The following is a 15,204-nucleotide window of genomic DNA, read 5'->3' as shown; positions in this document are numbered from 1 at the left end:
ATGCTGCTGGCAACGTATCGTCAGCAAGCAATGTTCTAAACGTTACTACACCGTCCGCCCCTACTACATATCCGGCTTGGAGCGCAACGACCGTGTATGTAGCCGGTAATAAAGTAACGCATAATGGTGTGAATTATGAAGCAAAATGGTGGACGCAAGGCGAAACGCCAGGTTCTTCAGGCGCTGATGTGTGGAAAGTAATCCCTTAGAAATGGCAAATAGCCGACAGCATCTCCTTCGAGGTTGCTGTCGGCTATTTTTGGGTTGCTCGGAATCTTATATATTCTCCTGCTTCAACGCATCGATAATGTTCTCCTTCTTTACCTTCGCGCTGGAATATAACATGGCCGAACCAACGATGACAAATACGGCAGCTATGACAGAGAGAATACTTATCCATGGAAGGGGGAATTCGTAACTATATTTACTCGACAATGTTCTATGAATGAAATACATGACGATGAAGCTTAGAGGAAGGCCGTACAAGAGCGATTTCACTCCATAAAAAATGCTCTCGTAGTTCATCATCTTCGCAAAGCCTTTAGGCGTCATCCCAACGGATTTCAGCATCGCGAATTCCCGCTTCCGAAGCGATATGCTCGTCGAGATTGTATTGAAGATGTTCGCGATTGAAATAGCTGAAATCAAAACAATAAAGCCATACGTGAAGACGGACATGATCAAAATCCCTTGTTCTTCCATTACTCTAGACTGGTATTCATTCAAAAAGGACAGATTAGAATCACTGAATTCTTCAATCTCCTGCTGTGTCTTCAAAGGATCTTTGCTTTTTAAAAATAATTGAGCTTGACCGAATGCCTCAATCTTTTCGTCAATGAGTCGCTCCAAGACATGTTTTGATACGACAATATCTAACTCGCCTACTGCTGCCGAACGCATTCCCATAGGCAATTGATCCGTCTTCGCAGCGATGGTTACCTCTTTTAATTCTGTTTCTTTATTTGTTTCTTCGTTTGTATAGCTCAAATGGAGACTTTGACCGATTTTGGCATGAATGGACTTCGTTTGCACAAATTTATTGGTTGTCTCGTCCTTATATTGAATCGTATCCACCACGATCGCGGCGGGATGATCTGGATTCAACAGCTGCTCGACATTTGCGCCAACCGCTTTGGCATAGGCTTGCAAGCTCGAGTCGTTCATTGCATTAATCTTTATGCTATAAAGGTATTTCCCTTCCTTCAGTACACTCCGATCCTTCTTGACCGCTTCTTGCAGCTCATCGGCGATTGCCGCTTCTTCGATCCAGGCGTTGACCATGTAACTTTTCGTCACATTGTATTCGCTCACATCGTCAAGGGATACAATCGATTGAACCGTCGTCTCGTCCATTTGTTTCCCATTGTTGTACCAGACTTGAATGTCGTAATTAACACCTTCCTGTGAGAGTGCTAGGGATTGCTTTAGATTGGAGGTATAAAATGACACCGTTAAAAACAGGACGATGCTGATTACGAGTGAAAATACAGTGGCATGGTATCTCCGCTTATTTCGTTTTATATTTTTCAATCCGATTTCGGCTTCGATGCCGAATAGCTTGCGCATGAGCTTCGACGTTTTCACGGCTCTCCTTGTCAGCTTCACATCGGAAGTTTGGCGAATTGCGTCAATAGCAGAAATTTTGGAAGCTTTTATCGCCGGGATAAATGTCGAAATGAAAATCGTCAACATCGAAACAACACAGGCAATCAGGAGCGACATTGGAGTAATGATGAGTGTTAATTTTTCCGATGTCCCAAATGCCCCTTGGATAAAGGGATTGATGAGCAAGAAGGTAATCCCTATCCCGGCAAGACCACACAGGATCCCGATGGGAATGCTAATTACACCTATGATGACACCTTCGAAGAACACCGAATTCCGCTTCTGCCGCTTGGTAGCCCCGACGCTTGCAAGCATCCCTAGATGACGGGAACGCTCCGAGACAGATATCGCAAACGCATTGTAGATCAACGAAATCGAGCCGATGATGATGACTGCCATGATGATCGCCGATATGGAAAATAACTCGCTTTTCGATATGCCATAATAGCGAAGTAAACGGTAATTGTATTGGACGGAATCGATGTTGTTGCTTTTCGCCAGCTGTTTAGCATGATCGTATAAGGAATGATCAACGGTTTTCAGGACAATTGCCGCATTGACTCGATCAGTTGCCTTTATACTGTTTTCATCGATATAGCTAATGATGGTATATCCTGGGGACCATGCTGGTTCCATGACCGGACGTTTGATGAAGCCTACCACCGTGTATTCCTTGTTCGTGATTTGCTGTATGGATTCAGTCAATTTTCCATCTTCACGGCGCAATGAACTCGTTTGATCCAGCGGTTGATCGCTGCCCTTCTCGAATCGTTCACCGACTGACAGCGCTAAGTGGTCGCCGATTTCATAGTTCACCTTTGCGTTCTTCACTATGGCTTCCGAAATCACGACCTCCTTGTCCGTTTGAGGCAGTCGTCCCTTGCTCAACTGAATGGGGAAATGCGTGAAGCCTTGTGCATTATACGCCTGGATAAACAAATATGGCTTGCTTGAATTGTCTGCCCCTACTAACGGGGTATATCCGAGGTCTTTGGTGATCGTGACGACTTTGGTTGCATCATCGTTCTGAATGGCTTCAAGCTGTTCTTTGCTTACATTTTGATAAAGGACATGCCATTCTCCACTCTCTGCGATGGTTTGCCTTTGCATGAGATCCAAAAAAGAAAAGCCTAGCGTTGCCACAGCCGTCACCATGGCAGCCGAAATGATGACGCCTATGATCGTAACCAGCGTGCGCCGCTTATTTTGCTTCAAATGTCTGATCGTGAGTGTATTGACGATGTTCATGGACGGATCACCTCGTCCTTGGCAATCCTTCCGTCTTCAATGGAAACGATCCTATCAGCCTGCAAGGCGATTCGTTCGTCGTGTGTAATCACGATCAGCGTCTGTTGATAGGTCTTATTTAACATCTTTAACAAGTCAACGATCTCACTGCTATTTTTGCTATCTAAATTCCCTGTCGGCTCATCTGCAAGCATGATCGAAGGATTGCTAATAAGTGCTCTGCCGATCGAGACCCTTTGCTGCTGTCCGCCAGATAGCTGGTTAGGCAGGTGGTTTAGCCGATGCTTCAAGTTCAATGTCCCTACAAGCACGTCCAATTGCTTTTTATCTACCTTTTGTTTATCCAGCAAAAGCGGCAGCGTCATATTTTCTTCCACGGTCAGGACAGGAATGAGATTGAAAAACTGATAAATCAGGCCGATTTGTCTCCGCCGGAAGATGGCCAGCTGCGTTTCGTCCAAGGCATACAGTGTCCGTATCCTCAACGAACACTTTGCCGCTAGTCGGCCGATCCACCCCCCCCAGCATATGCAGAAGTGTCGATTTCCCCGACCCAGAGGGCCCAATAATCGCGACGAATTCCCCTTTTCGCACGGAAAAAGATACGTCATCAAGTGCTGTTACCGCCGATTCACCTTTCCCATATTGTTTAGACAGATGTTCAATTCGTAAAATGTCCATGTGTCAACCTCCATAGCTTTGCTGATGGATATCATTCTATCTGTCCAACATGACTCTCCAGTGACTGTGAAAGTGACGATTTAGTCACTTTCGGTTAAATGACATGCTTATATAATTTAATCCGAAACTCGGTTCCTTTTTTGCCGTCGCTCCTCACATCGATTACTCCGCTCTGACTTGCGATAATACTATGAGCCATTGCCAGACCGATGCCGATACTCCCCTCACTAGCATGCTTCCCTTTATAAAATCGTTTGAAAATGTACGGCAAATCTTCTTTTGGTATGCCCTTGCCGCTGTCGGCAATGACAATTTCCGTGAACAGCGCATTTTCTGAAAATGATATGGCGATTGCTCCGCCTTCCGGCGTATGCTCGACGCCATTTTTCAAAATATTGATAAGGGCTTCACATGTCCAATTGAAATCACCTATAAATGAGACGTTGTCATCTCCATTGATCGAAACTGTCTGTTCCTTAATATCCATCGGTATCAGGACAGGCTCTAGCGCCTGCTGGATAAGCTGTTTAACCAATACTGGCTCTTTTTTGAATGGAATTGTTTTGGCATCCATTTTCGAGAGCTTTAGGAGAGATGACACAAGCCAATCGATTCGCTCCAGTTGAATTCGAATGTTGTGGGTGAATTCCATTCTTTTGACTGGCGGCAGATCAGCGCTGCTTAACAAATCGGCCATTACCGTCATGGAAGTAAGCGGCGTCTTGAGCTGATGCGAGATATCCGAAATGGCGTCCGTCAATTGCATTTTGTCCCGCTGCAGCAGTGAGCGCTGCTCGGATAGCATAAGTGTCACTTTGTATATATCGTTCTTCAAAATGCTGAGCTCGCCTTCTTGGTTATCGCGTACGTCGAGCGAATCATTGCCGCTGCTGATTTCGCGCAAATAAATTGAAAGTTTCTCAAGTTCTCGATATCTCCATCTCGTAAATGCCAAGCTGCTTCCTATAAGCAGAAGCGACAAGATAACAACAAGTGCCAATGCAGCAGGCGATATAAAAGCAGCGACGGCGATCGCTGCTGTACTGATTGTGACCATAACTGTCAATAGGATTTGTATTTCTCGATTGCGGAGCATCTAATCACCCACCTTGTAGCCGAATCCACGGATCGTTTTTATCATTGCCGGATGCTGCGGATCATCCTCCAGCTTTTCCCGCAGCCTCTTGATATACACAGTTAGCGTATTATCGTTTACGAATTCGCCGGCAACATCCCAAATCTGCTCCAACAGCTGATTTCTCGTAAGAACCTGCCCAATATGATTGGCAAAGATCAGCAGCAAGCGGTATTCTAATGCGGTCAATAGGATTTCAGCCCGATCCTTGTACACTTTGCCTTCCAGCGTATTGATACGCACATTCCCGATATCAATGATTGTTTTTGCCTGCGATGGTTTATGGTATCTCCGCAACACCGACTTGATCCGTGACAGAAGTTCGCGAACTCGAAAAGGCTTCGTAATATAATCATCGGCCCCCATATCCAGACCCATGACGACGTTGACCTCATCGTCAATCGCGGTTAAGAAGATAACCGGAATATCTTGCCGCTCCTTCACCATTTTACACAGTTCATACCCGCTTCCATCTGGAAGCGACAAATCGAACAGACATAACGCAAATTGATCAATGTTTTCAGTGAGCATTTTCTTAGCTGATGCGACATCATGGCACAACAGGGTATCAAATTGATCCTGCTGCAGTGAATATTCCAATCCGGACGCGATCGTTTTATCGTCTTCTACAACTAATATCTTCATCACTAGTTCCCCTACTCTATGACTGAATTCATTCTTTCATCTTCGTGTCGACATTATATACTCTATCATTTTCTGATGGGAAGAGGTTTTATGCGTAATCAACAGGATTTATCATACATTATAAAAATATATATTATTTATGACATAAAAAACCAAATTGCGACAAAATCATCGATATACATTTTTTGTATCATAAACTAGAATAAGGGTTGTAAATAATAGGGAACCATTTCATGGTTTACATGCTATTTACTGAGAAATAAAGTTTTCCGTCGTCGCACAAGTCCCTTTCACTTTCACAAAGGAGGATAATCAATGAACGAATCCGAATCTGCGCTTATTCAGGCAGTAAGAGATGTCCGCGAGAACCATGTACATGGCGTAACGCTCATTACAGGAGATCGGCAAGAACGGTTTTACAGTTACAAGCAAGCCTTTGATAATGCCCTTATGTATTTGCATACCTTGCAAGCTCACGGCATTCGTGCCGGCGACGAGCTTGTATTTCAATTGAATGATGACGAATCAGAACATTTTATTTTTTTGTTCTGGGCCTGCATACTAGGCGGAATTATTGCCGTACCCGTCTCGGTCGGCAGCAATGCGGAGCACAAAAACAAGTTCTTTAAAATCTGGGATACACTCCAAAACCCTTACCTTGCAACTTCGCCGCCTGTAATAGAAAGATTGCGCGCGCACGCCTCGGATAACCAACAAACATTGCACGACATGGACGTGATAGCCGATAAGACCGTGTATCTGGAAGCGTTGGAGTGCTCCCCCCCGCCCACGGAACGATTCATCAAGGTTCGTCCCGTACGATTGCCTTCATTCAGTTCTCTTCCGGTTCAACGGGCAATCCAAAAGGAGTCATTGTGACGCATGAAAATGTATACTCCAACACGTGTGCGATCAATAATCGGTTCGAAACGAGGGATGGCGACTCCTTTTTGTCATGGATGCCGTTAACTCATGACATGGGGCTGATCTCCTTCCATATCACCCCGCTCATCAAAGGCGTAAATCAATACATCATGCCAACATCCGTGTTTATACGCAGACCGACGCTTTGGTTCAAAAAAATAAACGACCACAATATTACCATCACTTCTTCCCCAAATTTCGGCTACAAATACTTTCTGAAAATGTTCAAGCCTGAGATTGCCGCCGATTGGGATTTATCTAGACTACGAATTATTGTAAATGGTGCCGAACCCATTTCGTCAGAGCTTTGCAATGAGTTTTTGGATAAGATGGCGCCATATGGATTGCAGCGGACAAGCATAAGGCCAGCTTATGGCCTAGCCGAGGCAACTGTTGCCGTCTCCCTCACTGATGGCAAAACTGAGTTTGTGCCGATTCACCTGGATCGCAGCTTATTAAACATTGGCCAAGAGATTGTCATTTCGGACAAATCCACTGAACATACTCTTACCTTTGTCGAAGTTGGACATGCAATTGATGACTGTGCGATCCGAATCTGCGACGATCATGATCGCATTTTGCCGGATAAGGTAATCGGCCATATTCAAATACAAGGAAAAAATGTAACTGCCGGTTATTACAATAACCGAGAGACTACTGCCGACATGTTCACGGCGGATCAATGGGTCAGAACGGGAGATTTAGGCTTTTTCATCGATGGAAGTCTATTTATGACAGGGCGTTTCAAAGACATGATTATTGTGAACGGCCAAAACATTTATCCGCATGATATTGAACGGACAGCGGAAGAAGTCGAGGGCGTTGAATTAGGTAAGATCGCTGCCTGCGGCGTATACAACAAAGAGAGAGGCGAGGATGATATCGTCGTATTTGTCGTTAGCAAAAAAATGATGCTCACTTCGCCTCGCTGTCCGAAAGCTTAGAAGACCATTTATTCCAGCGCGGAGGCTGGAAAATCGCAAAGGTAATACCGATTCGGCAAATGCCGAAAACGACAAGCGGTAAAGTGCAAAGATACAAGTTGGCACAGAATTATGCCGCTTCGCAGGCGAAGGAAAGCGACAACATCAGTCCTGCCCCTGTTTCCACGGAGCGAAAATCTTCAAGCCTAGAAATGATCATGTCCTATTTGCATCATCATTGCAATGCAAAGACCAATCTGAACGAACATGAATCCTTTGTCAGATTCGGCCTGGATTCGTTAGAGGCGGTCAGAATGATCGATCATGTTGCCGACCGGTTGGGTATGACGCTGTCCCCTGCCTTGATCTGGGACTATCCGACGCCAAATAAGCTTGCGCAATACCTAGACTCTATCGCAAGCCAACCTTCCGTCCAAGAGCCTGATGCAGATCGCGGATCGATTGATGATTCAATCGCTATCGTCGGCATGGAAGGGAAATTTCCTGGGGCGGACGGCATCGTGGCATATTGGGAACTTTTGAAGGGCGGAAAAAACGCGATATCCGACATCGACGACAAAAGAAAAGCGCTATGCGGCATAAATCCCGATTTTCATATGTTCGGCGGATTTCTGGAAGGCATCGATCAATTCGACAGTGAATTCTTCGCCATCTCCCCTAGAGAGGCGGCAAGCATGGATCCCCAACAAAGGCTGTTGCTGGAGGTGACATGGAGAGCATTCGAAAATGCCAACATCAACCCCGCTCATCTTAAGGGCAGCGCAACAGGTGTATTTATAGGGGCCAGCGCTACCGATTATATCTATTTGCCAAAACCAAGCAAAACGAATGAGTCCGAGCCGTATCAAGTGTCAGGTGGTGCGCTGAGCATAATCGCCAATCGGATTTCGTATTTTTATGATTTCCGAGGTCCAAGCATGTGTATCGATTCTGCTTGTTCGTCGTCATTAGTAGCCCTTCATTATGCATGTCAAAGTCTGCTCAACGGAGAATGCGATGCGGCTGTAGCCGGCGGGGTAAATCTATTGCTTTCCGCCAGCATCACGGAAGGCTTGCAGGAAGCCAAAATGCTGTCTGAGGATGGAACATGCAAGACGTTCGACGACAGGGCCAATGGTTATGTCCGCGGAGAAGGTTGCGGGGTCGTTATCTTGAAGCGCTTAAAGGATGCGATTGCGGATGGTGACCGGATTCATGCAGTCATTAAAGGAACGGCCGTTAATCAAGACGGTCGCAGCAACGGCTTAACCGCGCCTAATGGGATCGCGCAAAGACAAGTGATACGCAAAGCAATCGAGCAGGCGCAGCTGAAACCCGCGGACATCTGCTATGTAGAGGCCCATGGCACTGGTACGCCTTTGGGAGATCCTATTGAAGCTGAAGCCATTAAAGAGATTTATGGTTGTCCGTCGGCAGGGTTCAACGACGACGACATCTGCTATCTCGGTTCCGTCAAAACGAATATCGGACATCTCGAAGCGGCTGCCGGCATTGCTGGACTTATCAAAACAGTACTGGCGATTCAGCACGGCGAAATCCCTGCCCATTTACACATGACCAAGCTAAATCGATACATTAGTCTCGATCGTTCCCGTCTCCGCATCCCTGTTGAGACGGAAAGCTGGATCAAACCTGTAAAAGCAGCCGGGGTGAGCTCGTTCGGATTTGGCGGAACGAATGCCCACATTATTGTGCAGGAGGCACCATCCCGTGCCGATAAACGAGCTAACAATGCCATGGGATCGAGAGCGCATCTATTGACATTATCATCCCCTACCGCAGACGGATTAGTTAGACTCGCTTCCACGTACGATTCCTATTTACAACATGCATCCTCGGAGCAATTAGGAGCCATATGCGGAACGGCCAATACCCGCCGAACGGCATTTCTACACAGGGCATCATTCGTTGGCGGCTCACTTGAAGAGATACATGAGAAAGTCCGGAGCTTCTCCGCTCGCGGGGTCAACGGCATTGCAGGCAGTCTCGTCCACTCTCCCAAAATCGTCTTTATGTTTACGGGACAAGGAAGCCAATATGTTAATATGGCGCGCGGCTTGTATGCAAGCTCAGAAGTGTTTCGCACGAACATGAATCGATGCGCCGATTTAGTAAAAGATCGTTTGGATCATTCTATCCTGGATGTCATTTATGATGTAGAAAATAATTCTGCGTCAGCTCTCCTTCACCGTACAGACTACACGCAGTGCGCTCTTTTCGCGATCGAGTACTCTCTAGCACAAGTATGGCTATCGCTTGGAATCGAACCTGCTGCGGTTGTCGGACATAGCGTGGGCGAATATGTGGCGGCATGCATTGCAGGGGTATTTTCTCTTGATGATGCTTTGGCCGTAGTTGCCGAGCGAGGAAAGCTCATGACACAAAAGTGCGAGCCTGGAGCAATGGCGGCAGTCATGGGAGATATGGATGAACTGGTAAGCGTGCTTCACGCCCATTCAAACGTAGAAATCTCCGCCATTAATAGCAGCAATAACTTTGTCATTGCAGGCGCCCCGGATGATGTGGCTGAAGCTACGAACCACCTGCAACGGGCAGGCGTTCATTCCGTACCGCTTGAGGTAAACTATGGATTTCATTCGCAATTAGTCGAGCCAATGCTGCAAGACTATTACGATATCATAAAACGATTAAAATTCAATCCTCCCCAAATTCCGCTTGTCTCTAACGTAACCGGCGATTTCATCGGGTCAATTACCGCCGAGTATTGGATCAGGCATACGCGGGAAGCTGTTCGGTTCAAAGACTCTTTATATACATTGGTAAATGACGGGTGCAATATCTTTCTGGAAATCGGTGCTCATGCCGTACTGTCTCGGATTGGACAGCGAGAATTCAATGATGGCGCCTATAAATGGATTCCTTCTCTCCTAAAAGGAAGGGATGACGAATATGCGCTGCTCGAAGCCGTAGGCAATCTGTACGTCGTTGGCGGACAAGTCCAATTTGAGGTGCTCTACCCGCTGGACACTCATGAATGCGCGCAATTGCCGAATTATCCGTTTGCTTATTCAAAATGCTGGCTAGGCGGTCATATGAATTCGGAATCGCCAAAGGAGGAAAAGTTGGTGAAAGCAACCCAAGATAGCAATATCAGAACTTCTATTATGATGGAGATCAAGGGAATATTCGCCCAGCTGCTGAATCAAGACGTGGCAAGAATCGATGAGAACCTGCCTTTATTGGAAATGGGCGCCGACTCGCTCATTCTGATGGACGTGATTCAAAAAGTAAAGAAATAAATACGGAGTAACCTTTTCGGCGCGCGATTTTTTCACCGAAATCACGAACATTTCCAAGCTATGCGCAGCCATCGAATCGGTTATGCCGCATGATGCGCCGCCAGCGCTGACCGAACAGTTGCCGAGCCCGTCAGCCGTCGATTCGCTATCTCTGGCACTCTCCAAATCGACAGTAGTCGATTCGCCGTCCCCAGTGCTCTCCAATTCGATGCACAACGAATCGGGGCTGCTTGGATTAATGAGTGAACAACTGGCTTCCATGGAACGTGTCATCCAACATCAACTATCCTTCATTCACAATCAACCGTTGAATGGATCGAATGTTCATCCAAGTACAATGGCGATCCGACCGGAATCCCCTGCCGCGCCTTCACTGCCGGCAACCTCTGAAAAAGCCTGGGTTCCCTATCAAAGATGGCAGGATCAGAAAGAAGAAAGCGTATCTGGTATGCAAGAACAGTATGCCAGAGCGCTCGTGGCACGATTGGCCGATAAAACAAAAAAATCGAAGGAGTGGATAGCCAAGCATCGCCCCGTGTTCGCTGATTATCGCGGTGCATCGGGTTTCCGGTTTTCTACGAAAGAAGTTCATTATTTGCCCGTTGTCGATCATGCAAAAGGTTCGCGTTTTTGGGATAAGGACGGAAATGAATATATCGATTTAACGATGGGCTTCGGCGTGAATTTTTTTGGTCACGCCCCTGAGTTTATCGACGACGCGATTAAGCGTGAGCTTCAAAACGGCTATGCTCTAGGCCCGCAATCCGGCACCGCAGGAGAAGTAGCCGACCTCATTCACCAGATTACTGGCTTGGACAGAAGCACCTTCTGCAATTCTGGGACGGAAGCGGTAATGGCTGCCCTAAGGCTTGCGCGCGCCGTAACCGGCAAGAATAAGATTGCCATGTTCGCAGGATCGTATCACGGCACGTATGACGGCGTCCTGGCCAGCATGTTCAATCGTCCCGGATCTAATGGAGCTTCGCCAATGGCGCCAGGCATTCCTGCCGGGCTTACCGAAGACGTCATGATTCTCGAATATAATAATCCGAAATCACTGGAGATCATACGATCCATGTCCGGTGAGTTGGCAGCAGTACTGGTCGAGCCTGTACAAAGCCGTCGTCCTGACCTCGTTCCTATCGCATTTTTGGAGGAGCTTCGCGAAATCACGCGGAGCAACAATACGGCGCTGATATTTGATGAAGTGATTACCGGCTTCCGAGTTCATCCTGCCGGTTTTCAGGGCATATCGGGGATTCGACCGGATATGTGCGTCTACGGCAAAATCCTTGGCGGAGGCATGCACATTGGAGTAGTGGCCGGCAGCGCGAAGTTCTTGGATGCCGTGGATGGAGGGCAATGGAATTTTGGTGACCGCTCTTACCCGCAAGCTGAAACAACCATAATCGCAGGCACGTTCTGCAAGCATCCCATTACGATGGCCTGCACGCATGCCGTTCTGCTTCATCTGCTGGAGTCCGGCCCTAAATTGCAAGAGATCGTCAATGAGAAGACAGCCTATTTGGTGCGCGAATTGAACGATTTCTTCGAGTCTGCGAATATTCCTATGAAGATGGTTCACTTCGGCTCCCTCTTCCGATTTGTCTATCAAGTGAACATGGATCTGTTCTTCTATGGCCTACTGGAAAAGGGCGTGTATATCTGGGAAGGACGCAACTGCTTCCTGTCGACGGAGCATTCAGACGAGGACATCCGCAAGTTGATTGGGATAATCAAGGATACGATGACAGAGCTTATTGACGCTCAAATGTTTCCGGGTGCCCGCATTCCAGCTGGACAGAAGGCCTCCGATAAGGAACTTATCCCTGTATCTGAGGATCAGAGGGAGTTATGGGTGCTTTCGCAGCTAGGCGATCAGGCAGCCATCGCATGCAATGAGACCGTAGTGCTTTCCCTTAAAGGCACGCTCCGCCATTCATTATTAACAGAGGCAATGAACAGTGTCGTGGCGCGACACGATTCCTTGCGGGTGACATTCGATCATCAAGGCAATATGATACCGCTTCGGGAGAAGGTTCGCGTCGATATGCCGGTGCTGGATTTGAGTTCCGCAACTTATTTGAATCCGGAATCTGCTGCAATAGATTGGATTCGCGATGAGACAGAGCGCCCTCTTGCATCGGGAAGTTTGTACCGCAGTACGCTGCTCAAACTGACGGCCGATTCGCATTATCTCGTATTTACCGCAAGTCACGTCATCGTAGACGGATACTCTATCGGCATTATTCTTGAAGAAATGTTCCAGATCTATTCCTCATTGTTGAAAGGCAAGCCCATTCATTTGCCGGAGCCTTTACAATTAATAAGCTACTTGGCATGGAAAAAAGAACAGGAATCCAGTGAGGAGCGTCAAGCCAATAACCTGTATTGGTTGAACAAAACAGGCAGCAATACGGCCGCGACCTTGGATTTGCCGCTTGATATGAGGAGGCCGCATAAAAAAACCTACAATGGCGCCATTGTTCGGCATATGGTCGATCCTACGCTTGCCGATCGAGTGAACCGCTTTTCGCAGCGCAATAAGGTCACTCCTTTCGTTACGTTTTTAAGTGCCTTTGCCCTGCTTCTTAATCGTTTGACGCATCAGACGGATCTGACCGTCGGGGTGCCTTTTGCCCAACGCTCTCTGCCTGGCGGCTCCAGCTATGTTGGATATGCGATCACATTATTGCCGATATCCATCGAAATGGATGAGCACGCTGAGTTTACGCGTTTGCTAAGCCAGGTGAAGACTTCTGTTTTGGAGGCCCAGGAGCACGGCGAGTTTTCATTCAGCAGCGTATTTCGAAATCCCGATGCCTCTCATCGTCTATCGCCACTTGAAGTTGTTTTTAACTATGAGCGAAGAGTCAATATCCCGGATGCTGGCAATATTGAAGTCGATACCATCCCTACTCCGATTACGGCAACGAAATATGAGCTCAGTTTCAATGTCATGGAATTCAACCGAACTATTCTTTTGGATCTGACCTATAATTCGAATCTGTTCCGGAAAGATACGATCGAACGATATTTAACCTATTACGAAAATATATTGCAGGCCATTATTGAACCGTCTGCCGAAAAAGCCCCAATCGCCTTGCTTCCTCTCCTTAACAATGCAGACCGGGAACGGTTGCTTTTTGCTGGAGAGCCGGTGAATCTTCCGAGTGATCATCGCTGTCTTCATGAAGTGTTTGAGGCGCAGGCCCAGCACAGACCCGATGCCGTTGCCGCCGTATATGATCATCAACAACTAACCTACGGCGAACTAAATGAGAGAGCCAATCGTCTTGCACGTCATTTGCGTACGCTGGGGGCAGGGCCGGGTGTGCAGGCAGCGATATTGGTCGAGCGTTCCCTGGACATGCTCGTCGGCATCCTCGGCGTGCTCAAAGCGGGCGCTGCTTATGTGCCGATTGACCCCGCGTACCCTGCGGAACGCATCCGTTATGTGATGGAAGACGCGGCTCCAGCCATTCTTCTCACTCAATCTCATCTCTTGGGCTCCTTGCCGCAGCATGAGCTCGCAACGGTGTGCCTGGATGAAGAGCGGGATACGATAGAGAAGCTATCCGGCGAAGATTTGAACGTGGAGCTGCCTTCCACCAATCTTGCTTACGTGATTTACACCTCCGGTTCCACCGGGAAGCCGAAGGGCGTGATGATCTCGCATGAGAACGTCGTCCGGCTGTTTACGTCTACCGAATCCATTTTTGGTTTTCACGAAGACGATGTTTGGGCTCTGTTTCACTCCTATTCCTTCGACTTTTCCGTATGGGAAATGTGGGGCGCCTGGTTCTATGGCGGACGGTTGGTGGTCGTACCCCCTCTGACGAGTCGTTCACCGGAAAACCTGTATCACTTGCTGGAGGAGCACAAGGTTACCGTCCTCAACCAGACGCCGTCGGCATTTCGGCCATTGGCTCAATATGAGGAATCACAAGACTCGTCAAAATTAAGCCTGCGTTATATTAATTTTGGCGGGGAGACGCTGGACTTTCAGTCATTAAAGCCTTGGATCGATCGACACGGCGATCGTTCACCTCAATTTATCAATATGTACGGAATCACGGAAACGACGGTAGTTTCTACCTACCGCCGAATAACCGCTGAGGATATCGGGCAGGACACGGGAAGCTTGATCGGAATTCCATTTCCGGACACGAAGGTGTATGTCCTTAACCGTCATATGCAGCCCGTTCCTCCTGGTGTGACTGGCGAAATGTACGTAGGAGGCCCCGGAGTCGCTAAAGGGTACTTAAACCGGGCCGAATTAAATAGCGAGCGCTTCGTCCTCAATCCGTTCTCTAATGATCCTGATGCACGCATGTACAAAAGCGGCGACCTGGCCCGCATTCGGCATAACGGCGAACTCGAATATATGGGACGTGCGGACCATCAGGTGAAAATACGGGGATATCGCATCGAATTGGGGGAAATCGAGGCGGCGCTGAAGGAACATCCGTCCGTAAGGGAAGCTCTCGTTATTGCGGACGTTGATCCACATGGAGACAAGCGTCTGATTGCCTACGTGGAAACGGATCAATCGAGCGATATTATGCCGGTGCTGCGGACGCATCTCGAAAGCAGGCTGCCAGATTACATGCTCCCTTCCCTCTTTATGAGGCTGCAATCGATGCCTCTTACGAATAACGGGAAAATCGATCGCGATTCGCTTCCAAATCCTGGTCACGAAAGAACAGATCTGCAGCCGACCTATGTGGCGCCGCGCAATTCGGCCGAAATGAAAATGGCC

At 47.7% G+C, this 15,204-nt stretch carries 9 protein-coding genes and 1 pseudogene; 5 read left to right on the top strand and 5 right to left on the bottom strand.

Going from position 1 to position 15,204, the window contains the following annotated elements; genetic code table 11:
• Positions 1–209: carbohydrate-binding protein (locus AZ66_RS30785; RefSeq protein ID WP_231586953.1), on the top strand; the 209-nt coding region annotated here is incomplete at its 5' end.
• A 67-nt stretch (positions 210–276) separates the two neighbouring features.
• Here the strand turns inward: AZ66_RS30785 and AZ66_RS19255 are convergent.
• The 4 genes and pseudogenes from AZ66_RS19255 to AZ66_RS19240 form a co-directional block, all read right to left on the bottom strand.
• Positions 277–2,853, bottom strand: coding sequence for an FtsX-like permease family protein (locus tag AZ66_RS19255; protein ID WP_044356301.1), 2,577 nt, complete (start codon positions 2,851–2,853; stop codon positions 277–279).
• A pseudogene (locus tag AZ66_RS19250) lies at positions 2,850–3,534 on the bottom strand (ABC transporter ATP-binding protein). Before AZ66_RS19250 ends, AZ66_RS19255 begins: the two are co-directional and overlap by 4 nt.
• A 94-nt stretch (positions 3,535–3,628) precedes the next feature.
• Positions 3,629–4,630: a sensor histidine kinase gene (locus AZ66_RS19245; protein WP_044356300.1), complete on the bottom strand. Its 1,002-nt coding sequence runs from the start codon at positions 4,628–4,630 to the stop codon at positions 3,629–3,631.
• Positions 4,631–5,314: a response regulator transcription factor gene (locus AZ66_RS19240; protein ID WP_021255661.1), complete on the bottom strand. Its 684-nt coding sequence runs from the start codon at positions 5,312–5,314 to the stop codon at positions 4,631–4,633.
• Between the two features lie 315 nt (positions 5,315–5,629).
• Between AZ66_RS19240 and AZ66_RS30030 the strand changes: the two genes are divergently transcribed.
• From AZ66_RS30030 to AZ66_RS30020, 3 genes are read left to right on the top strand one after another with little or no spacing between them, the layout of a single operon-like run.
• The gene (locus AZ66_RS30030) at positions 5,630–6,193 is read left to right on the top strand and encodes a hypothetical protein (protein ID WP_052648670.1); all 564 of its coding nucleotides are present in this window, start codon (positions 5,630–5,632) and stop codon (positions 6,191–6,193) included.
• Positions 6,088–7,182 carry an AMP-binding protein gene (locus AZ66_RS30025; protein ID WP_082061654.1) on the top strand — a complete coding sequence of 365 codons (1,095 nt, stop codon included), beginning with the start codon at positions 6,088–6,090 and terminating at the stop codon, positions 7,180–7,182. Before AZ66_RS30030 ends, AZ66_RS30025 begins: the two co-directional genes overlap by 106 nt.
• Before the next feature lie 59 nt (positions 7,183–7,241).
• On the top strand, positions 7,242–10,442 hold the full coding sequence (locus AZ66_RS30020) for a type I polyketide synthase (protein WP_052648665.1): 3,201 nt from the start codon (positions 7,242–7,244) through the stop codon (positions 10,440–10,442).
• On the opposite strand, the gene AZ66_RS31980 is transcribed toward AZ66_RS30020, so the two are convergent.
• Positions 10,380–10,703, bottom strand: a complete 324-nt coding sequence (locus AZ66_RS31980) for a hypothetical protein (RefSeq protein WP_197081738.1) — start codon at positions 10,701–10,703, stop codon at positions 10,380–10,382. The genes AZ66_RS30020 and AZ66_RS31980 overlap by 63 nt on opposite strands.
• On the opposite strand from AZ66_RS31980, the gene AZ66_RS30015 reads away from it, so the two are divergent.
• Positions 10,681–15,204: amino acid adenylation domain-containing protein (locus tag AZ66_RS30015; protein WP_197081737.1), on the top strand; the 4,524-nt coding region annotated here is incomplete at its 3' end. The two genes, AZ66_RS31980 and AZ66_RS30015, sit on opposite strands and share 23 nt — an antisense overlap.

The organism is Paenibacillus sp. E194, from assembly GCF_000935845.1.
Lineage (GTDB): Bacteria > Bacillota > Bacilli > Paenibacillales > Paenibacillaceae > Paenibacillus_B > Paenibacillus_B alvei_B.
Note: the sequence above shows the minus strand (reverse complement) of the source record. Positions and strands in the feature narration are given on the sequence as shown.